At 72.0% G+C, this 25,422-nt stretch carries 24 protein-coding genes; 12 read left to right on the forward strand and 12 right to left on the reverse strand.

The annotated features are described in order from the left end of the window. Positions 1 to 604: 604 nt before the first annotated feature. Positions 605 to 1,807: a pentapeptide repeat-containing protein gene (locus ACIA5C_RS05325; RefSeq protein ID WP_396052033.1), complete on the reverse strand. Its 1,203-nt coding sequence runs from the start codon at positions 1,805 to 1,807 to the stop codon at positions 605 to 607. A gap of 1,465 nt (positions 1,808 to 3,272) precedes the next feature. Continuing rightward, entirely contained in the window at positions 3,273 to 3,461 is a 189-nt protein-coding gene (locus ACIA5C_RS05330; RefSeq protein WP_396051465.1) for a hypothetical protein, read from the reverse strand. A 172-nt stretch (positions 3,462 to 3,633) separates the two neighbouring features. On the opposite strand from ACIA5C_RS05330, the gene ACIA5C_RS05335 reads away from it, so the two are divergent. Genes ACIA5C_RS05335 through ACIA5C_RS05345 form a run of 3 tightly spaced genes read left to right on the forward strand, consistent with a single transcriptional unit; the run spans position 3,634 to position 5,710 of the window. After that, positions 3,634 to 4,359 (forward strand): ABC transporter ATP-binding protein, encoded by a 726-nt coding sequence (locus ACIA5C_RS05335; RefSeq protein WP_396051466.1) that lies wholly within the window; start codon positions 3,634 to 3,636, stop codon positions 4,357 to 4,359. After that, the gene (locus ACIA5C_RS05340; protein ID WP_396051468.1) at positions 4,356 to 5,078 is read left to right on the forward strand and encodes an ABC transporter permease; all 723 of its coding nucleotides are present in this window, start codon (positions 4,356 to 4,358) and stop codon (positions 5,076 to 5,078) included. Before ACIA5C_RS05335 ends, ACIA5C_RS05340 begins: the two co-directional genes overlap by 4 nt. An 8-nt stretch (positions 5,079 to 5,086) precedes the next feature. Then, positions 5,087 to 5,710: a TetR family transcriptional regulator gene (locus tag ACIA5C_RS05345; RefSeq protein ID WP_396051469.1), complete on the forward strand. Its 624-nt coding sequence runs from the start codon at positions 5,087 to 5,089 to the stop codon at positions 5,708 to 5,710. A 58-nt stretch (positions 5,711 to 5,768) separates the two neighbouring features. Here the strand turns inward: ACIA5C_RS05345 and ACIA5C_RS05350 are convergent, their stop codons facing one another. Further along, a complete protein-coding gene (locus ACIA5C_RS05350; protein ID WP_396051470.1) occupies positions 5,769 to 6,497 on the reverse strand; it encodes a DUF2470 domain-containing protein in 729 nt (242 codons plus the stop codon). A 98-nt stretch (positions 6,498 to 6,595) separates the two neighbouring features. On the opposite strand from ACIA5C_RS05350, the gene rpsD reads away from it, so the two are divergent. Then, on the forward strand, positions 6,596 to 7,204 hold the full coding sequence (rpsD, locus tag ACIA5C_RS05355) for a 30S ribosomal protein S4 (RefSeq protein WP_396051472.1): 609 nt from the start codon (positions 6,596 to 6,598) through the stop codon (positions 7,202 to 7,204). Here the strand turns inward: rpsD and ACIA5C_RS05360 are convergent, their stop codons facing one another. Together ACIA5C_RS05360 and ACIA5C_RS05365 are read right to left on the reverse strand one after the other, a co-directional pair. Beyond that, positions 7,205 to 8,974 carry an ABC transporter ATP-binding protein gene (locus tag ACIA5C_RS05360; RefSeq protein ID WP_396051474.1) on the reverse strand — a complete coding sequence of 590 codons (1,770 nt, stop codon included), beginning with the start codon at positions 8,972 to 8,974 and terminating at the stop codon, positions 7,205 to 7,207. It lies immediately after the preceding gene. Then, positions 8,971 to 10,749 (reverse strand): ABC transporter ATP-binding protein, encoded by a 1,779-nt coding sequence (locus ACIA5C_RS05365; protein WP_396051476.1) that lies wholly within the window; start codon positions 10,747 to 10,749, stop codon positions 8,971 to 8,973. Before ACIA5C_RS05365 ends, ACIA5C_RS05360 begins: the two co-directional genes overlap by 4 nt. A 109-nt stretch (positions 10,750 to 10,858) precedes the next feature. Between ACIA5C_RS05365 and ACIA5C_RS05370 the strand changes: the two genes are divergently transcribed. Both ACIA5C_RS05370 and ACIA5C_RS05375 read left to right on the forward strand, forming a co-directional pair. Then, complete coding sequence (locus ACIA5C_RS05370) at positions 10,859 to 11,473, forward strand: TIGR03085 family metal-binding protein (RefSeq protein WP_396051478.1); 615 nt, start codon at positions 10,859 to 10,861, stop codon at positions 11,471 to 11,473. Between the two features lie 66 nt (positions 11,474 to 11,539). Beyond that, positions 11,540 to 12,811 (forward strand): APC family permease, encoded by a 1,272-nt coding sequence (locus ACIA5C_RS05375; RefSeq protein WP_396051480.1) that lies wholly within the window; start codon positions 11,540 to 11,542, stop codon positions 12,809 to 12,811. On the opposite strand, the gene ACIA5C_RS05380 is transcribed toward ACIA5C_RS05375, so the two are convergent. Next, the gene (locus tag ACIA5C_RS05380; protein WP_396051482.1) at positions 12,712 to 14,127 is read right to left on the reverse strand and encodes a PLP-dependent aminotransferase family protein; all 1,416 of its coding nucleotides are present in this window, start codon (positions 14,125 to 14,127) and stop codon (positions 12,712 to 12,714) included. The two genes, ACIA5C_RS05375 and ACIA5C_RS05380, sit on opposite strands and share 100 nt — an antisense overlap. A gap of 161 nt (positions 14,128 to 14,288) precedes the next feature. Between ACIA5C_RS05380 and ACIA5C_RS05385 the strand changes: the two genes are divergently transcribed. Continuing rightward, entirely contained in the window at positions 14,289 to 15,506 is a 1,218-nt protein-coding gene (locus ACIA5C_RS05385) for an MFS transporter (protein ID WP_396051484.1), read from the forward strand. A 13-nt stretch (positions 15,507 to 15,519) separates the two neighbouring features. Here the strand turns inward: ACIA5C_RS05385 and ACIA5C_RS05390 are convergent, their stop codons facing one another. Beyond that, positions 15,520 to 15,972, reverse strand: a complete 453-nt coding sequence (locus ACIA5C_RS05390) for a pyridoxamine 5'-phosphate oxidase family protein (protein WP_396051487.1) — start codon at positions 15,970 to 15,972, stop codon at positions 15,520 to 15,522. 9 nt (positions 15,973 to 15,981) lie between these two features. Then, positions 15,982 to 16,320 carry a VOC family protein gene (locus tag ACIA5C_RS05395; RefSeq protein WP_396051490.1) on the reverse strand — a complete coding sequence of 113 codons (339 nt, stop codon included), beginning with the start codon at positions 16,318 to 16,320 and terminating at the stop codon, positions 15,982 to 15,984. Between the two features lie 78 nt (positions 16,321 to 16,398). Between ACIA5C_RS05395 and ACIA5C_RS05400 the strand changes: the two genes are divergently transcribed. Continuing rightward, the gene (locus ACIA5C_RS05400; RefSeq protein WP_396051491.1) at positions 16,399 to 17,259 is read left to right on the forward strand and encodes a sigma-70 family RNA polymerase sigma factor; all 861 of its coding nucleotides are present in this window, start codon (positions 16,399 to 16,401) and stop codon (positions 17,257 to 17,259) included. Between the two features lie 105 nt (positions 17,260 to 17,364). Here the strand turns inward: ACIA5C_RS05400 and ACIA5C_RS05405 are convergent, their stop codons facing one another. Beyond that, a complete protein-coding gene (locus ACIA5C_RS05405) occupies positions 17,365 to 19,185 on the reverse strand; it encodes an AMP-dependent synthetase/ligase (RefSeq protein ID WP_396051493.1) in 1,821 nt (606 codons plus the stop codon). A 162-nt stretch (positions 19,186 to 19,347) separates the two neighbouring features. Between ACIA5C_RS05405 and ACIA5C_RS05410 the strand changes: the two genes are divergently transcribed. Together ACIA5C_RS05410 and ACIA5C_RS05415 are read left to right on the forward strand one after the other, a co-directional pair. After that, a complete protein-coding gene (locus tag ACIA5C_RS05410; protein ID WP_396051495.1) occupies positions 19,348 to 20,931 on the forward strand; it encodes a methyl-accepting chemotaxis protein in 1,584 nt (527 codons plus the stop codon). Positions 20,932 to 20,941: 10 nt separating this feature from the next. Then, on the forward strand, positions 20,942 to 21,097 hold the full coding sequence (locus ACIA5C_RS05415; protein ID WP_396051497.1) for a hypothetical protein: 156 nt from the start codon (positions 20,942 to 20,944) through the stop codon (positions 21,095 to 21,097). Here ACIA5C_RS05415 and ACIA5C_RS05420 read toward each other — a convergent pair. Then, on the reverse strand, positions 21,094 to 22,551 hold the full coding sequence (locus tag ACIA5C_RS05420; RefSeq protein WP_396051498.1) for a PLP-dependent aminotransferase family protein: 1,458 nt from the start codon (positions 22,549 to 22,551) through the stop codon (positions 21,094 to 21,096). The two genes, ACIA5C_RS05415 and ACIA5C_RS05420, sit on opposite strands and share 4 nt — an antisense overlap. 59 nt (positions 22,552 to 22,610) lie before the next feature. Here ACIA5C_RS05420 and ACIA5C_RS05425 point away from each other — a divergent pair, with 59 nt between their 5' ends. Further along, positions 22,611 to 23,231 (forward strand): YitT family protein, encoded by a 621-nt coding sequence (locus ACIA5C_RS05425; RefSeq protein WP_396051499.1) that lies wholly within the window; start codon positions 22,611 to 22,613, stop codon positions 23,229 to 23,231. Between the two features lie 25 nt (positions 23,232 to 23,256). After that, complete coding sequence (locus ACIA5C_RS05430; RefSeq protein WP_396051500.1) at positions 23,257 to 23,688, forward strand: hypothetical protein; 432 nt, start codon at positions 23,257 to 23,259, stop codon at positions 23,686 to 23,688. Positions 23,689 to 23,692: 4 nt separating this feature from the next. Here the strand turns inward: ACIA5C_RS05430 and hisF are convergent, their stop codons facing one another. Together hisF and ACIA5C_RS05440 are read right to left on the reverse strand one after the other, a co-directional pair. Continuing rightward, entirely contained in the window at positions 23,693 to 24,454 is a 762-nt protein-coding gene (hisF, locus tag ACIA5C_RS05435; protein WP_396051503.1) for an imidazole glycerol phosphate synthase subunit HisF, read from the reverse strand. Positions 24,455 to 24,468: 14 nt separating this feature from the next. Further along, the gene (locus ACIA5C_RS05440; RefSeq protein ID WP_396051505.1) at positions 24,469 to 25,371 is read right to left on the reverse strand and encodes an EamA family transporter; all 903 of its coding nucleotides are present in this window, start codon (positions 25,369 to 25,371) and stop codon (positions 24,469 to 24,471) included. Positions 25,372 to 25,422: the final 51 nt, after the last annotated feature.

Below are 25,422 nucleotides of genomic sequence, written 5' to 3' on the forward strand. Positions count from 1 at the left end.
CACCGGCTCGTTCGGAGGCCTCGGCCTCGGCGGGCGGTTCCTGTTCGGCGGGCGCAACCCGGCCGACACCCGACCCGCGGGGGTGAACGGCAACCACCCCAAACCGCCTAACGGCGTGTCACCGGGCAAGCCGGCCGCCGACCTCCAGACTTCCCAGGAGCCACCGGCCGGCCCCGATCCGAGCGGTCCGGCCACAGCTCAGGCGGAACGAAGCGACGAGAACGGGCGTGATGACATGAACGGACGATCCGGGGTTCCCGGTCAGCCGAAGACGGCCGACACCGAGGACGCCGCACCGTCCGGCGGCCGCCGCCGCGACCTGGGCGACGCCGAACCCGCCCGCGGCCAGGCCACCGGCTGGGCGTCCGTGCCCACCTCGACCCACCCGGTGGTCGCACCGACCTCGGGCGGCGCGGCCGGCCCGGTGTCCCCCGGCTACCCGGCCCCCACCTATACCCCCGGCCCGGTCTCCGGTGTGCCGGCACCCCGATCGGGCCGCCCGGCCCAGACCCCGCCGGCGGGGTTCAACCCGGGCCGCGACGCCGAACGGCCCGGCAGCGCCGCACCGGTGTCCGGGTCGGCTCCGGTCCGCGGCGCCACCGGCTCACCCGCCGGGCTGTCCTCGCCGGCCGGCCCGGGATCCGCCAATGGGCTCGGCGCCGGCCCGGCTGACGTATTCGGACCCGGCCGGACGCCCGGGAACGGGCCGGGTGACGGCCTCGGTTCCCCTTCCGGCCTCGGTGGCGGTAGCAGCGCCGACACTGTTCACCTCGGGCCCGAAGCACTCAACGGCGCCGGACCCGACGCCGACCGGCCGGGTGGTGACGTTCGCCGCGCGGGTGCCGACCCGCTGGGCACCGACGCTCCCACTTCCCGCCGCGCAGATGTACCCGGCGGCCGGCCCGGCACGGACGCTTTCGGTTCCGGTGACGCTTCTGTTCCAGGAGGCGGCCGGCCCGGCGCGGAGGCTTTCGGCCGTCGCCCGGGCGGCGCCGACCCGCTCGCTGCGGACGCTCCCAGCGGCGACCTGGCCAGCAAGGGTGCCCACGGCACCGACCAGGAAGCCGACGAGTCCCGTCGTCCCGGCCACGGACTGACCGCCTTCCGGCCGCGCGGCGGCAACCTTGGCACGCCGACCACCGGTTTCGGCATGCCCGGCGCACCTGCCGGCCCAGCCGCTGCCGACCGGCCCGGCCTGGACGCACTGAGCACCGACCAGTCCGAACCAGGTCAGCCTCGCTCGGGCCGGTTCGGCGCGGGCCTTTCGGGCCCGGATCCCCTCGGTACGGACCAGCCCGGTTCGCGCCGCTCCGGCGCCCCGAAGCGCGGCGCCGGCCTGTTCGGTCCCGCTGAGTCGGTTCCGGACCAGCGCAGCGCGGACCAGGCCACCGGAGGCCGACCCGGCCCCGGAAACACCGACCCGGAGCAGCTCGGCGCGGACCCGAACCACGCCGGCTCCAACCACACCGGCTCGGGCCACGCCGGCTCGGGCCAGCCCGACTCGAACCTGCCCGGGGCGGGCCGAGCCGACGCGGGCCGCCTCGGCTCCCGGCGGTCCGACTCGGGTCCGCTCGACGCGGGCCAGGCCGGCGCAAACCACGCGCGCCCGGGACGGTCCGACTTGGATCCGCTCGGCGCAAGCGCGAACCACTCCGGCTCGGGACCGTCCGACTCGGATCCGCTCGGCGCGGGAGCGAACCACGCGGGCTTCGGACGGTCCGACACGGATCAGCTCAGCGCGGGCCAGGTCGGCGCGGGCCAGGTCGGCGCGGGCCAGGTCGGCGCGGGCCAGGTCGGCGCGGGCCAGCTGGGGCCGGAACGGTCAGCCTCGGATGTGCTCGGCGGAGGCCACGCCAACACGAACCATCTCCGCCCCGGACGGTCCGACACGAATCCGCTCGGCGGAAGCCGGTCCGGCAGGAAGCAGCCGGGACGGTCCGAGTCCGATCTGCTCGGTACTGATCAACCCGGTGGAAAACAGACCGGGATGGAACGGCCCGACTCGGATCCGCTCGGTCCCGGTCGCCGTGGCACGAACCAGCCCGGTCCGGGTCCGGTCGGCGTAGGCCAGAGCGGCACCGATCTGCTCGGCGCAGGCCAGAGCGGCGCGCAACTGCTCGGCGCAGGCCAGAGCGGCGCGGAACTGCTTGGGACCGGCCAGAGCGGAGCGGAACTGCTTGGCCCAGGCCAGAGCGGCGCGGAATTGTCCGGCGCGGGCCAGACCGGCTCGGAGCGGCTCGACGCGCGCCAGGCCGGCGCCGCGGGCCAGGGCGCCGCAAGGCTGCTTGGCACGGGCCAGGCTGGCTCCGATCTGCGCGGCGCGGGCGAGGGCGGCACGGACCTGCCCGGCTCGGGACAGGGCGGCTCGGGACAGGGCGGCTTGGGACAGGGCGGCTCGGGACAGGGCGGCCTCGGTCAGGGCGATCTCGGCCAGGGCGCCTCGGGTGGGTCTGGTGCGGGGCTGTTCGGCGCCGGGCGGGTCGGGGCGGAGCCGGTTGGATCGGAGACGCTGGGTGCGGGGGCGTTCGGTCCCGGGCGGCCGGTTTCCGGGGTGCCTGGTGTGAGTGCCGCTGCCGCGCGGGCCACCGTCGCGCCGCCGCCGCCCGGTATGACCGCGGTGCCGATGGCCCGGCCGGACCGCAGCCGTGGGGCCGTTGCGCGGGAGGCGGAACCGCTGGGTTCCGATCCGCTCGGCTCGGTGTCCGCCGGCCCGACCGGTGCCGTGCTCGGGGCCGGGGTCACCGCTTCCGACGCCGCTCCGGCGGGTGGCCGTCGTGCCGCGCGGGAGGACGACGACGTTCCCGCGGCTCGGCGCTCGGCCAGCCTGGAAGATGCCGAGCCGGCCCGGCGTGGGCGCCGCGCCGCGCCGGACGACGACGACCTGCCGGACGATGGTGCTCTGCGGCCGGGAGACCTTCCCGAAGGCAAGATCGCGTTCTGGGACGAGGATGCCACCCGCCACTTCCGCGCGGCCTGGCACGAGGTGAAGGCCGAGTTCGTCGACGACCCGGTCTCCGCCCTGACCCGCGCCCACGACCTGCTCACCGACGCGGTGAACGAGCTGACCGAGTCGCTGCTCGCCGAGCGCGACGAGCTCGACCCGCTTCGCGGCAGCGCCACCCCGGACACCGAGAGTATGCGCATGGCGATGCGGGGCTACCGGGAGTTCCTGGAGCGCATTCTCGCCCTGTAACCGCACCCGAATCTCGCGCTGACAGCCACGCACCCGGCCGGGTGCGTGGCTGTCTGCGCGTACGGGAAGAAGGCCGCCCTCAGCTGAGGGCGACGTCGTAGACGAGCCAGCCCACCGCGGCGACGACCAGCGCGGCGACGACGACCCACGGCCAGCGGCCGGCTGCCGAGGAGACCGGGGCCGGCGCGGGGGCCGGCGCGAGGGAACGGTTCCAGGGGGCGGCGTGTCCGTAGGGACGGGGTGTGTACCGGCTCGGGTCCTTCTTCATCGGTGTCTCCCGATTGCGAGGGGATGAGGGCTGCTTGTGCCCGTTCAACGGGTTTCTGACGGACTTGGGCACGCATCGATGGACCGGAACGGGGTCGTCCGAACGGTTATATCGACGGGCGCGGAATTCATCTACTGTTGAGTTCATCAGGTGATGAATTCAGGAGGTGGCGATGGACAGCGCAGTCGAAGTGCGGGATCTCGTCGTGGAACGCGGGCGGCGCACGGTGCTCCACGGCATCGGGTGTGCGATTGCGGCCGGGAGCGTGACCGGGCTGCTGGGGCCCAGCGGGAGCGGCAAGACCACGCTGATCCGGGCGGTCGTCGGGGTGCAGCGGGTCAAGTCGGGTGTCGTCACGGTGCTCGGCCGACCGGCCGGCCACCCCGCGAACCGGCAGAAGGTCGGGTACGTGACGCAGGCGCCGAGCATCTACGCCGACCTGACCGTCGCCGAGAACGCGCGCTACTTCGCCCGCCTGCACGGGCTGGCGGCGAAGGCCGCCGACCAGGCGATCCAGGATGTCGGGCTGGCCGGCGCGAAGGCCCAACTGGTCGGCGACCTCTCCGGCGGCCAGCGCAGCCGGGCCTCCCTGGCCTGCGCGCTGATCGGCGAGCCCCGGCTTCTGGTGCTCGACGAACCGACGGTCGGCCAGGATCCGGTGCTCCGGGCCGACCTCTGGGCACGCTTCCACGAACTGGCGAAAGCCGGCACCACCCTGCTGATCTCCAGCCACGTCATGGACGAGGCCGGCCGCTGCGACCGGCTCCTGCTGATCCGCGAGGGCCGCCTGATCGCCGACGACTCGCCGGCGGCCATCCGCCAGGAGGCCGGCACCGACGATCTGGAGGAAGCGTTCCTCCGGCTGATCCGGGAACAGGAAGCGGTGAGCGCATCATGATCACTCTGGCGACGGCGGCGCGCATTCTGCGCCAGTTGCGGCACGATCGGCGTACGGTCGCCCTGCTGATCGTCGTTCCGACGCTGCTCCTGGCCGTTCTGTACTACATGTACCAGGGCCGGGCGTTCGACCGGGTCGCGCTGATCATGCTGGGCATCTTCCCGTTCGTGATCATGTTTCTGGTGACCAGCATCGCGATGCTGCGGGAACGCACGAGCGGCACCCTCGAACGCCTGCTGACCACGCCACTGCGCAAGGTGGACCTGCTGTTCGGCTACGGGCTGGCGTTCGGCCTGGCCGCGGCCGTGCAGGCGGCGGTCGCGACCGCCGCGGCGTACTGGCTGCTCGGCCTCGACACCACCGGCAACGCCGCCCTGGTCGTGCTGATCGCGGTGGTCAACGCCGTGCTCGGGGTGGCGCTCGGCCTGCTGTGCAGCGCCTTCGCCCGCACCGAGTTCCAGGCCGTACAGTTCCTACCCGTGGTCGTCGTGCCGCAGATCCTGCTGTGCGGTCTTTTCGTGCCGCGCGGGCAGATGGCCGGCTGGCTGCAGGGGGTCAGCGACGCGCTGCCGCTCACCTACGCGGTCGAGGCGCTGATCCGGGTCGGGAGCAGCGCCGAGGCGAGCGCCACCCTGTGGCGCGACGTGGTCATCGTGGCGGGCGCGGCCCTGGTCGCACTCGTTCTCGCTGCCGCGACGTTACGGCGGCGGACACCTTAGGAGCTTTTTTGGTACGCAGGAGCGGGCGCCGGCCCGGCAACCAGGACACCCGGTCGTCGATCCTCGAGGCGGCCCGCACCGCGTTCGCCGAGAAGGGTTTCGACCGCGTCTCCGTACGCGCGATCGCCGCCGACGCCGGTGTCGACGCCGCCCTGGTGCACCACTACTTCGGCACCAAGGACAAGCTGTTCCTGGCCGTGATGAACGCGCCGATCAACCCGGCCGAGCTGGTGCCGCAGGCGCTGCAGGGCCCCCGCGGGCAGGCCGGCGAGCGGCTGGTCCGACTGGTGCTGAGCATCTGGGACTCGCCGGCCGGCGCGGCCGCCCTGGCCGTCTTCCGCTCGGCGCTGAGCAACGAGTGGACGGCCCGGCTGCTGCGCGAGTTCGTGATCGTGCAGGTGTTGCGGCGGGCGGTCACCGAGCTGGCGATCGACCCGGCCGAGGCCCCGTTGCGCGCCGGCCTGGTCGCCACCCAGATGGCCGGCCTGATCGTGACCCGCTACGTCCTGAAGATCGAGCCGCTCCCGTCGACCGACCCGGAGCTGCTGGTGGCCGCGATCGGGCCGAACGTGCAGCGCTTCCTCCTCGACCCGCTCCCGGCGTCGGTGGATAACCGCGCGGAATTGTCGTAGGCGGGTGCTCTACTCGGCCCCGCCCGGAACCGGGGCGGGGCGCGACGGGCGCAGGCAGCTAGTCGGACGAGCAGGTGTGGCACAGCACCGGGTGGAGCAGGTGGGCCAGGTCGTGGCGGTCGGTGACCGGGCGGGGGAAGGCCATCCTCGCCAGGCGCTCGTCGAGGCGGACGACGAAGCCGTAGCGGTCGAGCCGGACTACCCGGGGCTCACCGGCCGGCTGGGCGGCCGGGCCGAGGCGCCGGCGCACGTAGGCCGCCATCTCGGCCACGTGGTGGTCGGAGAGGTCGGCAAGCAGGTCGAACTCGATTTTGCGGAGCGGGTCCGGGGTGGCTTCGGCGTACTCGTCCGGGTCGACGTCGATCAGGGTGCCGTGCCGTTCGTAGCGGACCTCGGCGACCTCCAGCCGGTGCAGCACCTGGCCGGTGCCGATGTCGAGCAGGTCGCCGGTGGCGTCGACGGCGGCGTATTGCAGAGCGGCCTCCCGCTCGGAGTCACCGGAGAGGCGGCGAGCCCAGCCGGAGACCCACACCCGGCCGAGGCTGGGCGCGCCGGCGGTCGGCGGCACGTCGGCGATGTCGAGCACCATCGCGGTGTCGTCGGTGCCGTCCTGGGGGCGCAGCGCGGTGGCCAGGGCGGCGCCGGCCGGCGAGAGCAGCAGCATCCGGCCGTGGTCGTCGGCGACGTGGCGGACCGGGAAGGGTCCCGGGCGGCACGCCACGTACGCGGTCGCGGGCAGGTGGCCGGCGGCGAGCGTTCGGGCGACCTCGGCGGGGCTGGGCTGCATGGTGGGTACCTCCGGGAGGCGTTAGGCTTGCCTTAGTAAGGTGAGGCTAACCATAACATCGCGGGGAGGTAAACCCGCGAGACCCACTCGGAGACTTGATGAACAACTCCCGACCGAAGGCCAAGCTCTCGCGTGCGCTCGGCATCCCGCTGACACCGAAGTCCGTGAAGTACTTCGAGCGGCGGCCGTTCCCGCCCGGCGTGCACGGCCGTGGGCGCCGCAAGGCGTCGGACTACCAGGTGCGGCTGCTCGAGAAGCAGCGCCTGCGGCACCAGTACAACGTCAGCGAGGCCCAGATGCGCCGGGCGTACGAGGACGCGCACCGTGGCGAGGGCAAGACCGGCGAGAACATGGTCAGCCTGCTCGAGCGCCGGCTGGACGCGGTCGTGCTGCGGGCCGGCTTCACCCGCACCATCTACCAGGCCCGCCAGCTGGTCGCGCACGGACATTTCCAGGTCGACGGCACGAAGGTGGACCGGCCGAGCTACCGCCTCAAGCCGGGCCAGGTCGTCACCGTCAAGGCGACCAGCCGGACCAAGCCGCCGTTCGAGCTCGCCGCGGCCGGCGCCCACCTCCTCGAGCGGTCGGCGCCGTACCTGTCGACCGCGATCGAGGAGCTGCGCACGACGCTCGTCAAGAACCCGGTGCGGGCCGAGGTTCCGGTGCTGTGCGACGAGCAGCTGGTGGTGGAGTTCTACGCGCGGTAGCTACCGCGTCTGCTCGAGCCACGACGCGTACAGCTTGGCGTAGATCGAGCCTTCGTCCTGGACCAGCCGGGAATGCGGGCCGCGTTGCACGACGCGGCCCGCGTCCACGACGATCACCTCGTCGGCGGCCTGGGCGGTGGAGAGCCGGTGCGCGATCGCGACCGTCGTACGGCCCCGGGTCACCAGGTCGAGCGCCCGCTGCAGCCGCACCTCGGTGGCCGGGTCGACCGCGCTGGTCGCCTCGTCGAGCACCAGCAGGTCGGGGTCGGCCACGTAGGCCCGCACCAGCGCGACCAGCTGCCTCTCCCCCACGCTGAGCGCCTCACCGCGCTCCCCGACCGGCGTCTGGATGCCGGCCGGCAGCCCGGCCGCCCAATCGGCCAGCCCGAGCTCGGTCAGCGCGTCCTCGATCTGCGCGTCGGAAAGCGACGGTGCGGCGAAGCGGACGTTCTCGGCGATCGTCGCGTCGAACAGGAAGCCGTCCTGCGGGACCATCACGACGCGGGCGCGCAGCGAGGCGAAGCGTACGGAAGTCAGCGGGGTGTCGCCGAGCAGGACCGACCCGGAGGCCGGGTCCATCAGCCGGGTCAGCAGTTTGGCGAACGTGGTCTTACCGCTGCCGGTCTCGCCGACGACCGCCACCTTGGTCTTGGCCGGAATGGTCAAGTCGACATCGGACAGTACGGTCGGGCCGCCCGGGTAGTTGAACGACACGTCCCGGAAGGTCACCGACAGCGGCCCGACCGGCAGCGGCACGCCCTTGTCGTCCGGGTCGGCCACGTCCGGCTCGATGTCGAGCACGTCGAGCACCCGGCGCCAGCCGGCGACCGCGTTCTGCGCGTCGTTGAGCACGTCGGTGGCGATCTGCACCGGCTGGATGAAGAGCGTGACCAGGAACAGGAACGCGGTCAGCTTGCCGACGGTCAGGCCGCCGTGCAGGCCGAGCAGCGTGCCGACCACGACCACCGCGGCCAGGGCCAGGCCGGCGCCCAGCTCGCCGCTGGAGAAGCTGGTCACGCTGGTGCGCAGCGCGGTCTGCTGGGACGAGCGGAGCCGGTCGATCGAGGTGTCGAGGCGCTCCTCGGTGCGGCGCGAGACCCCGTACGCCCGGATGACCATCGCACCCACGACGCTCTCGGCGACCGCGCCGAGCATGACCCCGGTCCGCTCGCGGACCGCGCCGTAGACCGAGGCGAGCCGCTTCTGGAACAGCCGGATCACGATCACGGCCGGGCTGAACGCGACCAGCACGACGAGGGCGAGCTGCCAGGAGTACACGAACATCACCACCGTCGACACCAGCAGCTGACCCGACGAGAGCAGCAGCTGCACGCCGCCGGTCTGCAGGAACTGCGAGATCTGGTCGATGTCGCTGGTCACCCGGGAGACCATCGAGCCGCGCCGCTCGGACTGCTGGTGCAGCATCGAGAGGTCGTGGATGTGCCGGAAGGTGCGCGACCGCAGGGCGCCGAGCGCGGTCTCGCTGACCGTGAACAGGCGCCGGGTCATCAGGTAGCCGGCCGCGGTCGAGAACAGCAGCGCGACCGCGGTCAGGGCCACCACCACGACGACGAAGCCCAGGTCGGGGCCGCCGGGTGCGCTGATCCCGTTGTCGATGCCCTGCTGCACGGCGATCGGGACCGCGATGCGGCCGGCCATCTGCACGATGGCGAGCGCGACGGTGCCGGCCAGCCCGGGCCGCAGCTCGGGTGAGAGCGACAGACCCCGGCGAACCGTCGCGAAGGTCCCCTCGGCAACGACGGTCGTCACGCGTCCACCCTTTCCTGCTCGGCCTTCTCGTACGCCGTCACCAGGTCGGCGTAGCCCGGCACGCTGTCCAGCAGCTGCGTGTGGGTGCCGGTCGCCACGACCTTGCCCTGTTCGAGGTAGACCACCTCGTCGGCGAGCGCGATCGTGGCCCGCCGGTAGGCCACGACCAGGATCGACGCCCCGGCGTCGCCGCTGCGCAGCGCGGCCAGGATGTCGGCCTCCACCCGCGGGTCGACCGCGCTTGTCGCGTCGTCGAGCACCAGCAGGCGCGGGTGCCCGGCCAGCGCCCGGGCCAGGGTGACCCGCTGGCGCTGGCCGCCGGAGAGCGACGTTCCGCGCTCGCCGACCGCCGTTTCCAGGCCGTCCGGGAGGTTTTCGACGAACCGGTCGGCCTGGGCGAGGCGGATCGCCGCCCAGGCGTCCTGTTCGCTCACGCCGTCGCGGTCGAGGGTCACGTTGCCGCGGACGGTGTCGTCGAAGACGAACGGGATCTGTGGCACCAGCGCCGACGTGGACGCCAGCGCCTGTTCGGAGAGGGACGGCAGTGCGAGCCCGTCGACGGCGATGCGGCCGGAAACCGGGTCGACCAGGCGTACGGCCAGCGAGGCGATCGTCGACTTGCCCGACCCCGTGGCGCCGACCAGCGCGACCGTCTTGCCCGGGGGCACGGTGAACGAGACGTCGTGGAGGACGAGCGGCCCATCGCCGTACCGGAAATCGACGCTGTCGAAAGCAAGCTCGGCCGGACCGGAACCGGCCGGGGTGGCCGAGCCGTAGGCGAGGTCGCCGCCGGCGTCGAGCACCGCCTGGACCCGCTCCCACCCGGCGACGCTGCGCGGCAGTTCGGCGACCACCCAGCCGATGGCGCGCACCGGGAAGGCCAGCACGGTGAACAGGAACGAGACGGTGACCAGCTCGGAGACGCTGAGCGCGCCGTTCTGCAGGCGCCAGGCACCGAGCAGCAGGACGGCGAGCGTGCCCAGGCTGGGCAGGGCGTCCATGGTCGGGTCGAAGAAGCCGCGGAGCCGGCCGACCGAGATCAGCGCGTCGCGCAGTTCGGAGACGAAGACGCCGAACCGGCGTGACTCGTCCTCCTCGCGGCCCATCGTCTTGACCACCAGCGCGCCGTCGAAGCTCTCGTGGGCGACCGCGCTGACCTTGGCCCGCATCTGCTGGGCCCGGATCTGCCGGGGGGACATCTTGCGCGAGTAGATGTAGTTGAGGCCGAACAGCAGCGGGAACAGCGTGATGCCGACCAGCGCCAGCACCCAGTCGGTGAAGAACAGCGCGACCACCGCGGCGAAGATCATCACGATCGTGCCGACGGCGAACGGCAGCGGGGCGATCGGCACGAACGCGGCCTCGACGTCGGAGTTGGCGTTGGACAGCAGCGTGCCGGTGGCGTGCTGCTGGTGCCAGGACGGCGGCAGCGAGAGGTAGCGCCGGGTGACCGCGCGGCGGTAGCGGGCCTGGAGGCGGAACTGCATGAACCCGGCGCCGAGCCGTCGGCCGAAGATGCTGCCCACGCGCAGGACGCTGATGCCGAGGAACGCGGCGGCGATCAGCGCCAGCTCGCCGGTGCCGACGTGACCCTTGGCGAACGAGGGCACGACGACGTGCCCGATCACCGCGCCGACGACGTACGAGTTGGCGATGACGAGCAGGCCGAAGACGCTGCTGCCGACGGCTCCGATCACGAACAGGCGCGGTTCGGTGCGGATCGCCCGGCCGAGTACCCGCAGTCCCCGTCCCAGCACATCGCGGCTGGTGTTCATTTCCTACCCGTCCGGTAAGTGTTCGCCGGACGATCCGGCCTTACACTCCCATCCTGCCGAACCGATGGCCGCCGTTTACACCCGTGACATTGTGTCTACGATCACGTATGTGACCGACTTCGCCCGTCGCGAGCGTCTGGCTCTGGCCGACCTGCTCGCCGACCTCGGGCCTGACCAGCCCACTCTCTGCGCCGGATGGACCACCGGCGATCTCGCCGCCCACCTCGTGATGCGCGACCGGCGGCCGGACGCGGCGGCCGGCGCGGTCATTCCGGCCCTTGCCGCGCACGGCGAGCGGGTCCGCCTGGCCCAGCGCGCCCAGCCCTACGCGACGACTCTGGCCCTGCTGCGCACGCCGCCCTGGTGGAGCCCGGCCAGCCATCCACCCCTCGAGGCCCTGACCAACAACGGCGAGTTCTTCATCCACCACGAGGACGTCCGGCGCGCGCAGCCGGACTGGGAGCCGCGCGAACTGGCGGCCGAGGACGCCGCCGCCCTGTGGACTCAGGCCCGTTTCCGGGCGCGGATGGCGCTCGGAAAGATCGGCGCGCCGATCACCGTGCGAGCCGACGGCTTCGGAGAGGTCTCGATAAAGGGCGACGAGACCATCCTGTCCGGGGCACCCGGCGAGCTGGCCCTCTTCCTTTCCGGCCGCCGGCAGGCCCGGGTGGACATCGCCGGTCCCGCCGCCGACAAGATCAGGAACGCGTACCTCAACCTCTGATTGGCCCATCCGGGCGACCATGGATTGGTCCATATCGCGAGCCAATCAAGACCTAGCGTCAAGAGCATGACCAAGCTGTCCGTAGCCCAGGGCACCGCACTCAGCATCGGCGCCGTCCTGGGCACCGGCGTGATCTCGATGCCCGCCCTGGCCGCCGCCGTGGCCGGCCCCGCCTCGCTGGTCGCCTGGCTCGCCCTGATCGCCCTCTCCGCCCCGCTGGCCTGGAGCTTCGCCGCCCTCGGCGCCCGGCACCCGGACGGCGGCGGCGTCTCCACCTACGTCCGGCTGGCCTTCGGCCCGCGGGCGTCGGCCGCGGTCGGCTGGTGCTTCTACTTCGCGATCCCGCTCGGCGCCCCACCCGCCTGCTCGTTCGCCGACGGCTACGTGGCCGACGTGCTCGGCGGCGGTGAGACCACCCGGATCGCCACCTTCCTGGCGATCGTCGGCTCGGTCTTCGTCATGAACTGGTTCGGCCTGCGCGTCTCGGGCCGCGTCCAGCTGTGGCTGACCGCGACGCTCGCGATCCTGCTGCTGGTCACCGTGGTCGCCGCGCTCCCGCACGCGCACCGGGCCAACCTGCACCCGTTCGCCCCGCACGGCTGGTCCGGGGTCGGCGCGGCGGCGGCCGTCCTGGTCTGGGGGTTCGCCGGCTGGGAGGCGCTCTCGTCGCTGTCGGCGGAATATCGCCACCCGCGCCGGGACGTGCCCCGGGCGACCGGCATCGCGGTGGTGGTGGTCGGCGTGCTCTACCTGGCGGTGGCCGTGACCAGCGTGCTCGTGCTCGGCCCGGCGCTCGCCGGCAGCCCGGCCCCGCTGGCCGACCTGCTGGCCACCGGCGTCGACGGCCCGGTCCGGGCGATCACCGCGGTGGTGGCGGTGCTGCTGACCGTCGGAGCGGTAAACGCGTACCTGGCCGGCGGCTCGCGGCTCGGACCGGCGCTGGCCCGCGACGGCGCGCTGCCGAAATTCGTCAGCACACCCCGGCGCTCGCTCGTCCTGATCGTCGCCGGCAGCGTGATCGGCGTCGCGCTGCCGCTCTCCACCAACGCGGCCCTGCTGCTGGTCACCGGCTGCTTCACGCTGGTCTACGTGCTGGGCACGGCGGCCGCGGTCCGTCTGCTGCCGCCCGGCTGGTCGCGGGCGACGGCCGGGGTCGCGTTCGTGGCCACCCTGGCGCTGCTCGCGCTCAACGGGAAGCCGGCCCTGTTCAGCCTGGTGGTCGGCCTCGGCGCGATTCTCTACCGGAGCAGGCGCGTGAAGATCGCGAGTCCCTCGCCGAGCAGCGCCGGGTCGATCGCCCCGAACCCGAACACGAAGCCGGCGTGCGTCGCCGAATAAGGGGTCAGATCTTCGACCGCCACCCCTTCGGCGAACGCCGCCGCCGAGATCCGCGCCGCGTCGGCCGGCGTGCCGTCCCGCAGCACAGCGGTGACGTGCAGGCCGGCCGCCGAGGGCAGCACCCGCAACGAGGGCTGGGCGGTCAGCTCACCCAGGATGCGGCTCCGCCGATTTCCGTACGCCCGGCCGGCGCGCCGCACGTGCCGGGCCAGCTGTCCCTCGTCGATGAAGCGGGCCAGCGCCGCCTGCACCGCCATCTGCCCGTACCCGTCGCTCAGCTGGCGCGCGGCCACCACCGCTTCCCGCAAGCCGGGCGGGAGCAGCGCGAATCCGGTCCGCAGCATGGGCAGCATGGTCTTGGAGAACGTGCCGACGTACAGCACCCGTCCGACCGTGTCGAGGCTGTAGAGCGGTTCGAGGGGCCGGGCCGCGAACCGGAACTCGCTGTCGTAGTCGTCCTCGACGATCGCGGCCGGCCGCCCCCGGGCCCAGTCGAGCAGTTCCCGCCGCCGGTCGAGGCTCATCGCCCCGCCGAGCGGGAACTGGTGCGACGGCGTGGTGTAGACCAGCCGCGCGTTGCCCGGCAGTGCGGAGACGACCAGGCCGTCCTCGTCGACCGGCACCCCGGTGACCCGGGCGCCGGCCGCCGCGAAAATCCGCCCGGCGGGCGGATATCCGGGTTCCTCGACGGCGACGACGTCGCCGGGCTTCAGCAGTACGCGGGCGATCAGGTCGAGCGCGTGCTGGGTCCCGTTGGTCACCACCACGTCGTCCGCGGTCGCGCGCACCGAACGGCCGTAACCCAGCGACCGGGCGATCGCCGCGCGCAGGGCCGGATGACCGGCGGGTGCCGCGTACGTCCCGGGGCCGTTGGCCCGCAACCGTAACTCGGCCGAGACGAGCCGCCGCCAGGTGTCGAACGGGAACAGCGTCGCATCCGGGATGCCGGACCGGAAGTCGTAGCGCGGCACCGGCTCCTCGCCGCTGGTCGGCACCGGCCCGAACGTCCAGCCGGCCCGCGGGCGCAGCGGATCGGCCGGGTGCCGGCGCGGCGGCCGGGTCGCCGGAAGCGGAGCCACGAACGTCCCCGAGCCGACCCGGGCGGTGAGGAACCCCTCGGCGGCGAGCCGCTCGTACGCCGTGGCCACGCTGCCCCGGGCCACCCCGAGGTCGGACGCCAGCGCGCGGCTGGGCGGCAGCCGATGCCCGGCCGGCAGCCGCCCGTCGACTATCGCAGCCCGCAGCGCGCGATAGACGAGAACCGTTTTCTCCCCCGGCCCTTTTCCGGGACCGGAGAGTTCGATCACCACATCCACCGGCCCATTCTCGCCGGTATGGCTCAATCGGTATGACACCGGCGGCGGCATTCGTCCTAGCCTCGTCACAAGGGGCAATCGGAGGAGGACGAGATGGTTTCTCTGCTGAGCGCATAGATGAGGCGATTGCTCGGATCGACGCGGATACATACTCTCCGCAAATGAGCAGCCTCTGGCGGAACCGCGAGTTCAATCTGCTGTGGACCAGCCAGTCGTTGTCCGACCTCGGCGACGCCGTCGCTCAACTGGCTATGCCGTTGCTGGTGCTGGCCGTGACCGGTTCGGCCGTCCGGGCCGGTCTGGTCGGCACCGTGGCCCAGGTCGCGCGCCTGCTGTCGCGGCTGCCGGGCGGCGTGCTGGCCGACCGGGTCAACCGCCGCCGGGCCATGCTGGCCTGCGACGCGATCCGCCTGGTCGCGTTCGCCGGGCTGGCCGCCCTGGTCGCGACCGGCCACACCGACCTGAGCGTCATCGTGGCGGTGGCGGTGGTCGACGCGATCTGCGGCACGATGTTCCAGACCACCGAGCACGCGGCGCTGCGCAGCATCGTCGACCAGTCCCGGCTGTCCGACGCGGTCGCCCGCAACGAGGCACGGACGTACGGGACCTCGCTGGCCGGCCCGCCGCTCGGCGGGCTTCTCTTCGGCCTTGCCCCGTCTTTGCCTTTTATCGGCAATGCCGTTTCTTACCTGGCCTCGCTGGCCGGGATCAGCCTGATCCGCAAGCCGCTGCAGGGCGACACGCCGCCGGAGCCGGGCGGCCACCGGGCAGCCCTGGTCGAGGGCGTGCGGTTCGTCTTCGGCAACAGCTTCCTGCGGGCCGTGCTGACCATCGCGGCGCCGCTCAACCTGGCCCTCAACGGCACCGTCTTCACGATCATCGTGACCCTGCAGCGGCACGGCGTCTCGCCGGTCGTGATCGGGCTGACCGAGACCATCATGGCGGTCGGCGGCCTGGCCGGGGCCCTGGCCGCACCGATGCTGCAGCGCTCGATGCCGTTCCCCCGGCTGATCCGCTTCATCTGCTGGGCGGCGACCGGGGTGCTGGCGATCGGGTCGCTCTTCACCTCTTCGCTGGTCGCCGCGGTCCCCCTCGCCCTGGCCGTCTTCCTCGGCCCGGCCTGCAACGCGGCGCTGTTCGGCTACCAGGCCGCGATCACGCCCGACCGCCTGCAGGGCCGGGTGCTCAGCGTGATCTTCATGGCCGCGATGTCGGCCTCGGCCGCCGCACCCGCGCTGGCCGGCCTGATCGTCGCCCACGTCAGCAGCGCGGCGGCGGCCCTGTTCTTCGCCGCGTCGGTCTCGGTGGCGGCGCTGACCGCCACCTTCGCCTCCGGCATTCGCACGATGCGCCCCCTGGAAGAGGTGGTTGCGACGTAGGGCACCGCATGCCCTAGACCAGCCAGACCCCGTCGCGCATCAGGAGGCGGCCCCGGAGCTCGTTCTCCTCGCGCCAGGCCTCGATGCGTTCGGGGCGCAGAACGGCGAAGACGTAGGGCGGCCCGGCCTCCCGCGGGTCCCAGTCGTTCTGGGTTGCGAAGGCCTCGCCGATCCCGGCCGCCTCAGCGACCGGGATCGTGCGCTCCAGCACGGCGTCGATGCGGACGACATCCCGGGTTCCGCCCAGGGCCATCCGGGCACGGCCGTGCGCTTGGAGATTCCGTACGGTGGGAGCGGCCCCCTCGGTCGCGAGGGCGATCCGCTCCCCGACCCAGGCCATGGTCAACGGCACCAGGAACGGGCGTACGCCGTCGGTCGTCGCCACCCACACGTCGGCCACCGCGGCACCCAGCCGGGCCAGAGTGTCGGCCTTGCGTTGCTCTTTCGTGCGGGGCTGCTCCGCCATCGGCCCAGACTATTCGGCCGGACCCTGGTAGAGGCCGAACAGATTGCCGTCGTTGTCACGCAAGGTGGCGATCACCGGGCCGCCGACGTCGTGCGGGGAACGCTCGATGCTCGCGCCCTTCTCGGCCAAGGCGGCGATGGTGGCCTCGATATCGTCCACGTGGTGGAAGGCGACCGGGCCGGCGGCCACGTCACCGTGCGGGTCGAGGCCGATCTCGGGCGTGCCCTCGGGGCGGAAACCTACGTAGTAGGGGCTGGTCACGTAGGGCTCGGAGCCGAGCAACGCGCTGTAGAGAGCGGTCGACGCCTCGAGGTCCTTGACCGGGACGGTGATGGTACGGATGGTCATGGGGTTGCTCCCTGAAGTCACAGCGGACCACCGCGGTCCGTCAAAGACTATGACGGGCACCGACGCGGGAGTGTGACGATGAGTGAACTTGACTTGTTGGCCGAGCGGTTCGAGCAGGACCGGGCGCATCTGCGGCTGGTCGCGCAGCGGATCCTGGGGTCGCCGCACGAGGCCGACGACGCGGTGCAGGAGGCGTGGGTCCGGCTGAGCCGGTCGGACACCTCGGAGGTCGGCAACCTGACCGGCTGGCTGACCACGGTGGTGAGCCGGGTCTGCCTGGACATGCTGCGGGCCCGGTCGGCGCGGCCGGAGGAGCCGGCCGAGGTGCCGGCCGAGATCACCGCCGACGCTCCGGATCCCGAGCATCGGGCGATGATGGCCGACGCGATCGGGCCGGCGCTGATGCTGGTGCTCGACACGCTGGGCCCGTCCGAGCGGCTGGCCTTCGTGCTGCACGACATGTTCGCGGTACCGTTCCCCGAAATTGCCACAATCGTGGGCTGCTCTCCGGCGGCCGCGCGTCAGCTGGCGAGTCGGGCCCGGCGCCGCATCCAAGGAACCGACATATCTGATAAATCGGATAAAGGCACAAGGCAAGCGATCGTACACGCGTTCCTGGCCGCCGCACACGGTGGCGACTTCACGACGTTGCTCGAGATGCTCGACCCCGACGTGGTCATGCGGGCCGACCAGCAGTCCGTACGGATGGGCGCGGACGCCGTGCTGATGGGCGCGCGGGCCGTGGCCGGCCGGTTCCAGGGTGCGGCCGGCGCCCAGGTGGCGATGCTGGACGGGCGGCCGGGGCTGGTCTGGGCCTTGAACGGCAAGGTGATGGTCGTCTTCGAGTTCCTCTTCGACGACGAGGGCCGCATCACCCGGGTCGAGCAGATGGCCGACCGGGCAGCCCTCGCCACGATGACGATCGAGATCGACGGATAGCGCAGCCTCAGACCCGCCCGCCCGTCGCGGATCCGAGCTCGCTCAGACCCGAGCTCGCCCAGACCCGAGCTCGCCCCTGGGACCAGCTCAGACCCCAGGGCGCGCTCAGATCTGGGCGAGCGAGCCCTCGTACATCTTCTCGATCTGGTCCTTGAAGTTGGTCTCGACGCTGCGCCGCTTGATCTTCATCGACGGGGTGATCTCGCCGGCCTCGATGCTCAGGTCGCGCGGGAGGATCGAGAACTTCTTGATCGTCTCCCAGCGGTTGAGCTTGCCGTTGAGTTCCTTGATGTAGCCCTCGATGAGTTCGTGGGTCTGCGGCGCGGCGCAGACCTCGGCGTAGCTCTTGCCGGCCAGCGGACCGCTCGCCCAGCCCATGATCGAGTCTTCGTCGAGCGTGATCAGCATGGTCACGAAGTTGCGGGCCTGGCCGACCACGATCGCCTGCGACGTGTAGGGGCAGACCGCCTTGAACTGGCCCTCGATCGCGCTCGGCGCGATGTATTTGCCGCCCGACGTCTTGACCAGGTCTTTCTTGCGGTCGGTGATGCGCAGGTAGCCCTCGGCGTCGAGCTCGCCGATGTCGCCGGTGCGCAGGAAGCCGTCCTCGGTGAACGCCTCGGCGGTCTCCTTGGGCATGTCGTGGTAGCCGCGCATCACCGGCTTGCCGCGCAGCAGCACCTCGCCGTCGGCGTCGATGCGGCACTCGAGGTCGCCGAGCGGCCGGCCGACGGTACCGATTTTGAGGTGGCCGACCCGGTTGACGAAGTTGGCCGCGCTCGACTCGGTCAGGCCGTAACCCTCGAGGATCGGCAGGTTGGCGGCGGCGAAGAACTCGGCGATGTCGGGGGCGAGCGGGGCCGAGCCGCTGACCAGCACGCGCAGCCGGCCGCCGAGGCGGCTCTGCAGTTTGCTGAAGACCAGCTTCTCGGCCAGCGCGTACTGCGCCTTGAGCAGGGCGCCGACCGGCTTGCCGGCCTGTTCGAGCGCGACCTTGCGCTTGCCGGTGGCGACCGCCCAGCCGAAGATCTTGGCCTTGGCGCTGCCGCCCTCGAGCGCGGTGGTGACGGTCTTGTTGTAGACCTTCTCGAAGATGCGGGGCGCCGCGCACATCAGCGTCGGGCGGACGACCGAGAGCATGTCGACCAGCTTGTCGACCCGGCCGTCGATGTAGGTCGGCACGCCGACGTGCACGATGCCGCAGAGCAGCGTCTTGCCGAACGCGTGGGACAGCGGCAGCCAGAGGTATTGCATGTCGGTCGCCTCGAAGATGCCGAGCGACTCCTGGGCCACGCCCTCCCACGCCCAGGCGCCGTGCAACAGCACGACGCCCTTGGGCCGGCCGGTGGTGCCCGAGGTGTAGATCAGGGTGGCCACGTGGTCGGGGCCGATGCTCTCGACGACGTCCTCGATCAGCTTCGGGTTCTGCCGGAGGGCGGCGGCACCGCGTTCCTCCAGCTCGGCCAGCGTGATCTGGGGCGGCGTCGCGCCGGCGTCGGCCGGGCCGTCCATGAGTACGACGTGGGTGACGCTGGTGTCGACTCCGGCGATCTTGAGGGCCTGCCTCGGGTTTTCGGCGACCAGCACCTTGGACCCGGAGTTGGCCACGATGTACGACGCGTCCTCCGGCTCGGTGGTCGGATAGACCGTGGTCGTCGCGCCGCCCGCGCAGTTGATCGCGAGGTCGATCAGCACCCACTCGAGCCGGGTGTTGGCCAGGATCGCGACCCGGTCCTCCAGGCCGACGCCGAGTTCGCGCAGGCCGGCCGCCATCGCGGTCGCGCGCTCACCAATCTGGCCCCAGGTGTGCCAGATCAGCCCGGTGTCGCCCGGGTCGGGCACCGCGAACGCCTGACCGTTCGGAGTCGCCGCGACGCGCCGGTAGAACATGTCGGGGATCGAACGGTAGGGAACGTCGAGTGCCATCGAGAGCCGCCTTCTCAAGCAGGTCCGGGGGATTGCGCCTGTGTTACCGAAGAGTAATGGCCGCCACACCAGCGGGCCAGCCCGTCGATCCTATCGAGCCCGCCCGCGCTCGGTGATCCGGGCAAAAGCCCGAACTGACGGTATTGATAGGCACATAGTGGGATGGTGTTCGCCAACCTGAGCGTCAAAGTCAAGATTCTGTCCGCCATCGTGATCGCCTCCCTGGTGGCGGTGCTTGTCGGAATCACGGGATTGATCGGGCTCTCCAAGACCAGCGCGGCCGCCACCCTGATCTCCACCGGCAACGTCACCAGCATCAACGCGGTGGCCGACCTGCGCGCGGCGGCCGAGAAGGCGCAGTCCGACTCGGCCCACCAGGCAATGGCGCCCGACGACGCGATCGCCACGAGGTTCGCCGACGACCTCACCGCCGACCTGGCCGCCTTCGACGCCGCGATGACCGCCTATCGCGCCAGCGGTCCGGCGGGCGAGTCCGCCACCATCGACAACCTGGTCACGATCTGGCAGCAGTACGCCGACATCGCCCGGAACCGGCTCCTGTCCCTGGGCACCGCCAACCGGCTCGACCAGTGGTCCACGGTCCACGAGAGCCAGGTCAAGCCGCTTGCCCAGAAGGTACGTGCCGAACTGGCCGCGCTGGACCGGGCGGAGGGCGCCGAGGCGGTGAAGAACTCGGACGGCGCCCGGTCGACCTACCGGTTCAGCCGCACGCTGACCCTGACCATCCTCATCGCCGGCGTGCTTGTCGCCCTCGGGCTGGGCGTCATCGTGGCCCGGCGGATCGTCCGGTCGCTGGCCAAGGTGCACGCGGTCTGCGACGCGCTGGCCGCCCGCGACCTCACCCGCACCAGCGGGCTCGACAGCGGCGACGAGCCGGGGCGGATGGGCCGGGCACTCGACGCGGCGATCGCCGGCCTGCGGGAGACGGTGACCACGATCGACACCTCGGCCGCGTCGCTGGCCGGCGCGTCGGAGCAGATGAGCACCACCGCGACTCAGATCTCCGCGTCCGCGCACGAGACGTCCTCGCAGGCCCAGGCCGTCTCGGCCGCGGCCGAGCAGATCTCCCGAAGCGTCGACACCGTCTCGGCGGGCAGCGAGGAGATGGGCGCCTCGATCCGGGAGATCTCCCAGAACGCGTCCGAGGCGGCCCGGGTCGCCTCCGAGGCGGTCGCCGTCACGGCCGCCACCTCGGCCACCATGAACAAGCTGGGCGACTCGTCGGCCGAGATCGGCAACGTGATCAAGGTGATCACGTCGATCGCCGAACAGACCAACCTGCTCGCCCTCAACGCCACCATCGAGGCGGCTCGGGCCGGCGAGGCGGGCAAGGGCTTCGCGGTGGTCGCGTCCGAGGTCAAGGATCTGGCCCAGGAGACCGCGCGGGCGACCCAGGACATCTCCGGCCGGGTCGAGGCGATCCAGTCCGGCACCACCGGGGCGGTCACCGCGATCGAGGAGATCTCACAGGTCATCGCCCGGATCAGCGACTACCAGACCACCATCGCCTCGGCGGTCGAAGAGCAGACCGCGACCACCGCCGAGATGAGCCGCAGCGTCTCCGAGGCGGCGAGCGGCACCAACGAGATCGCCCGGAGCATCACCGGCGTCGCGTCGGCGGCCGGGGCGACCAGCGACGGCGTCGCGCAGACCCAGGCGGCCACCGCCGAGCTCGCGCGCATGTCACATCAGCTGAGCACGATCGTCAGCGGCTTCCGCCTATAAAGTCGGTTCCGTGGATCACGAGGAACAGCACCGCGGGCGCCATCGCAGGCACGACGATGACGAGGAGAAGGCCCGCGAGACAGAACAATCGGTTGAGGCCGACCTCCCCCCGGCCGAACTGTCGGTCGAGGAGGAAGCCGCCCGCGCCACCGAAAAGAACCGTTAGGCAATGACCGCCGGTGTGCGCCACGACGATCGGGCCGCGGCCCGATCGAGGTCGTGGTGCACGCCGGCTATCCGCCGCACGGCCTCGATGAGGTCGGTCGGCGGCAGCGAGAACGGCAGCCGCAGAAAGCGCTCCAGTGTGCCGTCGAGCCCGAATCGGGGGCCGGGCGCCAGGCGTACGCCCACGTCCTCGGCCGCCCGCGCGAGCGCACTCGAGACCGGTCCGTCCAGTTCGGCCCAGAGCATCGTGCCGCCCGGCGGAACCGCGAAGCTCCACTCCGGAAGCAGCGCGTGCAGCGTCTCGACCAGGGTGTTGCGCCGATGCCGCAGCTCGGCCCGGCGGGCCGGCACGATCGTCGCCGACTGACGCAGCAGCCGCACCGCGACCAGCTGCTCGAGCACCGGGCTCGCCATGTCGACGCCGACCCGGATCGCGGCGAGCCGCTGCACCATCGGGGCCGACGCGCGCACCCAGCCGATCCGCAGACCACCCCAGTAGGCCTTGCTCATCCCGCCGATCGACACCACCCGGGAGTGCCGGTCGAAGACGGCGACCGGCGGCGGAATCACGTCGTCGTCGAGCGGCAGGTCCACGAACGACTCGTCGACCACCAGCTCGGTGCCGGCCGTGTGGGCGGTCGCGGCAAGCCGCTCCCGCAGGGCCGCGTCCATCAGGTGGCCGGTCGGATTCTGGAACTCCGGGATGACGTACGTCAACCGGGGCCGCCCCTGCCGCAGTGCGCCGAGCAGCAGCTCGCCGTCCCAGCCGGAGCCCGCGTCCATCCCGTGGGTGTTGATGCGGGCCCGGCGGGCGGCCAGCGCGGCGAGCGCGTTGGGATAGGTCGGCGACTCGACCAGCACCGGCGCACCGGCCGGCACCGAGAGACGCAGCACCAGGTCGAGGGCCTGCTGCGTGCCGGAGGTGATCAGGATCTGCTCGGGCGAGGTGGCCACGCCGCGGGCGGTGAACCCGGCGGCGACCGCCTCCCGCAACTCGATCAGTCCGACCGGGTGATAGCCGGCGGTGCCCAGATAGCGCGGTAGGTCGTCGGCCGCCTCGCGGGTCGCGGTGATCAGTTCGGGCGGCGCGGCCGAGGCCGCCACCCCCAGGTCGATCATGTCGAGGTCGTCGGGCGCCGCCCACAACCCCGAGGTGGCGACCCGGTGACCGTTCGGCAGGGCGGTCCAGCTGCCGGCGCCCCGGCGGCTGGTCAGGTGGCCGCTCTCGCGCAGCGCCCGGTAGGCGGCGGACACGGTCGTGCGGCTCACGCTCAGGGAGTCGGCGAGTTCGCGTTCGGCCGGTAGGCGTACGCCCAACGGAAGCCGGCCGTCCGCGATCAGCCCGCGCACCGCCGCCGCCAGGGCGGCATAGTCGGGCCGGCGATGCCGGCCCGGCAAGGCATGCCATTGGCCCAGCAATCGGGTCAATTGGCTCCCGCGCACCTGAGATGTCACGTCCACCTCCTGTGAATTGGCACTTCAGCCTCGCACAATTGGCCCGCAACATGACAGTCATGAGGATCACCAGTCGCCTGGTCCGGCTCTTCGCCGGGCTCGTGCTCTACGGCGTCTCGATGGCAATGCTTGTCGAGTCGCGCCTCGGGCTCGACCCGTGGGACGTCTTCCACCAGGGGCTGTCGAAGGTAACCGGGATCAGTTTCGGCCTGGTGGTGATCCTGACCGGCATCCCGGTGCTGCTCCTCTGGATCCCGCTGCGGCAGCGGCCGGGCTTCGGCACGCTCGCCAACCTGATCGTGATCGGCCTGGTCGCCGACCGCGCCCTCGCGCTGCTGCCGCCCGGCACCAACTGGCCCGCCCGGATCGCGTACCTGGCCGGCGGCATCGTGCTCAACGCGGCAGCGACCGGCCTCTATATCGGCAGCCGTTTCGGACCGGGCCCGCGCGACGGGCTGATGACCGGCATCGTCAGGCGGTACCCGAAGTTGTCGGTCCGGCTCGTGCGCACGTGCATCGAGCTCACCGTGCTCAGCGCCGGCTTCCTGCTCGGCGGCACCGTCGGGATCGGGACCGTGGCCTACGCATTGGGTATAGGACCGCTGGTCCAGGTCTTTCTGAGGCTGTTCGACACCGCGTCACAGGTCGGTGATCATCCGGCCACATTTGCTTCCCGGTGACGCGGTCGCACGGCATCATTGCCGCATGGGGGCAGACGACGGCTGGCACTGGAACGACGCGTGGATCTTCGTGTCCGCGGTCATCGCCGAGCGCCTCGAACGCGACCGGGCCCTGCACGCCGCCCTCCCGGTGACCGGCGCCTCCCTGGCCGACGTGCTCGCCGCCGCCGACTTCCTGCACCACGCCGTGCCGACCCGCGACGAACTCGAGTTCTCGGTGCGCCGCCTGGCCGGGGCTGGCCTGCTCCGCGTCGAGGACGACCTGGTCGAGGTCGCGGCGGCGGGCGAGCAGCTGTGGCGCACCCGCCCGTTCAGTGGTCTGTCGTCGGCCGTGATGACGATGCAAACCCAGCTCAACCGGGCGAGCGGACCCGGCGAGTCGGAGTGGACGCTCGACGAGCCGACCTACGCGACCGCGCTCCGCGAATATCGCATGCGGCTCGCCGACGGCCGCTGATTTCCTACCGGACGGGGTTGCCGGCCACCCGCAGGCGGTCCTTGACCTCGCCGATCGTCAGGTCTCCGAAGTGGAACACGCTGGCCGCCAGCACCGCATCGGCCCCCGCCGCCACCGCGGGCGGGAAGTGCTCGACCGCACCCGCCCCGCCGCTGGCGATCACCGGGATGTCGACGACCGCGCGCACCGCCTCGATCAGCTCGAGGTCGAAGCCCGCCTTGGTGCCGTCGGCGTCCATCGAGTTGAGCAGGATCTCCCCCGCCCCCCGCTCGGCCACCGTCCGGGCCCACTCGATCGCGTCGAGGCCCGCACTCCGCCGGCCCCCGTGCGTGGTGACCTCCCAACCGCTGGGCTGGTCACCCGACCGCCGCACGTCGAGCGACAACACCAGCACCTGGTTGCCGAACCGCTCGGCGATCTGGAGGATCAGCTCCGGCCGCCTGATCGCCGCCGTGTTGACTCCGACCTTGTCGGCCCCGGCCCGCAACAGCACGTCGACGTCCCCGACCGACCGCACCCCGCCGCCGACGGTCAGCGGGATGAACACCGACTCCGCGGTCCGCCTCACCACGTCGAGCATCGTGCCCCGGTCGTCCGACGACGCGGTCACGTCGAGAAACGTCAGCTCGTCGGCGCCGGCCGCGTCATAGGCCGCCGCCAGCGCGACCGGGTCCCCGGCATCCCGCAGATCGACGAAGTTGACACCCTTGACCACCCGGCCCGCATCCACGTCCAGACACGGAATCACCCGCACCGCCACCGTCATGCCGTTCAGCCTAGTCAGCGGCCCACCGCACGATCGGGCCGGGAAGGAAGGGGGCGATTGCGGGCCACGGGCGCGTAGCGGACCAGCCCGAGCAGCACCCCGCCGATCACGAGGACGCCGCCGGCCACGTCCACCGGATGCACCCGCTCGCCCAGCATCAGCGCACCCGCGGCGATGCCGAAGATCGGCACCAGCATCGAGAACGGGGCGACGGTGGCCGCGCCGTACCGGCGGATCAGACAGCCCCACCCGCCGAAGCCGGCCAGCGTCGCGACCACCACCACGTAGGCCAGCGCCAGCACCGGCTTGAGCGACAGATGCGCCAACGCCGCCGCGTCCCGGGACGGCCCCTCGATCACCAGCGTCAGCAGGATCAGCGGGCCGGACGCGACCGCGCTCACCCACACCATGAAGCGCAGCGTGTCGGGCGGGGACGCCTTGCGGGTGGCGATGTTGGACAGGCCCCAGGCGGCCGCCGCGCCGATGATCAGCAGGAAGGCGCCCAGGTCCGAGCCCATCCGGCTGCCGACGACGACGATTCCGGCGAAGGCCACGGCCAACCCGGCGACCTGTTGCGCTCGCGGTCGCTCGCGCAGCAGCAGTACGGCGTACAGCACGGTGAACACGGCCTGGCTCTGGAGCACCAGCGAGCTCAGCCCGGCCGGCATCCCGGCCGCCATGCCGGCGAACAGCAACGAGAACTTCGTGACCCCGAGCGCCAGCCCGACCGCGATCACCCACCGCCACGGCACCTGCGGGCGGCCGACGAGGAACACGGCCGGGAAGGCGGCGAGCGTGAACCGCAGCGCGTTGAACATCAGCGGCGGGAAGAGGGCGAGGCCGGTATCGATCATCACGAAGTTGACACCCCAGGCGGCCGTCACGGCGACGGCCAGGGCAAGGTCACGGGGTCGCATGCCCTCAGCGTCGCCGCCGGCAACCGTTAAGCACCAGCGAAATTTGCTTCA

Origin of the sequence: Actinoplanes sp. NPDC051343 (assembly GCF_044455125.1) — a bacterium.
GTDB lineage: Bacteria > Actinomycetota > Actinomycetes > Mycobacteriales > Micromonosporaceae > Actinoplanes.

Excerpts from the sequence above, each read along its gene's own strand:
- ACIA5C_RS05330 (WP_396051465.1), bottom strand. The coding sequence starts at position 3,461 with ATGAAGAAGGACCCGAGCCGGTACACACCCCGTCCCTACGGACACGCC.
- ACIA5C_RS05335 (WP_396051466.1), top strand. The coding sequence starts at position 3,634 with ATGGACAGCGCAGTCGAAGTGCGGGATCTCGTCGTGGAACGCGGGCGG.
- ACIA5C_RS05340 (WP_396051468.1), top strand. The coding sequence starts at position 4,356 with ATGATCACTCTGGCGACGGCGGCGCGCATTCTGCGCCAGTTGCGGCAC.
- ACIA5C_RS05350 (WP_396051470.1), bottom strand. The coding sequence starts at position 6,497 with ATGCAGCCCAGCCCCGCCGAGGTCGCCCGAACGCTCGCCGCCGGCCAC.
- rpsD (WP_396051472.1), top strand. The coding sequence starts at position 6,596 with ATGAACAACTCCCGACCGAAGGCCAAGCTCTCGCGTGCGCTCGGCATC.
- ACIA5C_RS05365 (WP_396051476.1), bottom strand. The coding sequence starts at position 10,749 with ATGAACACCAGCCGCGATGTGCTGGGACGGGGACTGCGGGTACTCGGC.
- ACIA5C_RS05375 (WP_396051480.1), top strand. The coding sequence starts at position 11,540 with ATGACCAAGCTGTCCGTAGCCCAGGGCACCGCACTCAGCATCGGCGCC.
- ACIA5C_RS05385 (WP_396051484.1), top strand. The coding sequence starts at position 14,289 with ATGAGCAGCCTCTGGCGGAACCGCGAGTTCAATCTGCTGTGGACCAGC.
- ACIA5C_RS05390 (WP_396051487.1), bottom strand. The coding sequence starts at position 15,972 with ATGGCGGAGCAGCCCCGCACGAAAGAGCAACGCAAGGCCGACACTCTG.
- ACIA5C_RS05395 (WP_396051490.1), bottom strand. The coding sequence starts at position 16,320 with ATGACCATCCGTACCATCACCGTCCCGGTCAAGGACCTCGAGGCGTCG.
- ACIA5C_RS05400 (WP_396051491.1), top strand. The coding sequence starts at position 16,399 with ATGAGTGAACTTGACTTGTTGGCCGAGCGGTTCGAGCAGGACCGGGCG.
- ACIA5C_RS05405 (WP_396051493.1), bottom strand. The coding sequence starts at position 19,185 with ATGGCACTCGACGTTCCCTACCGTTCGATCCCCGACATGTTCTACCGG.
- ACIA5C_RS05410 (WP_396051495.1), top strand. The coding sequence starts at position 19,348 with ATGGTGTTCGCCAACCTGAGCGTCAAAGTCAAGATTCTGTCCGCCATC.
- ACIA5C_RS05425 (WP_396051499.1), top strand. The coding sequence starts at position 22,611 with ATGAGGATCACCAGTCGCCTGGTCCGGCTCTTCGCCGGGCTCGTGCTC.
- ACIA5C_RS05430 (WP_396051500.1), top strand. The coding sequence starts at position 23,257 with ATGGGGGCAGACGACGGCTGGCACTGGAACGACGCGTGGATCTTCGTG.
- hisF (WP_396051503.1), bottom strand. The coding sequence starts at position 24,454 with ATGACGGTGGCGGTGCGGGTGATTCCGTGTCTGGACGTGGATGCGGGC.
- ACIA5C_RS05440 (WP_396051505.1), bottom strand. The coding sequence starts at position 25,371 with ATGCGACCCCGTGACCTTGCCCTGGCCGTCGCCGTGACGGCCGCCTGG.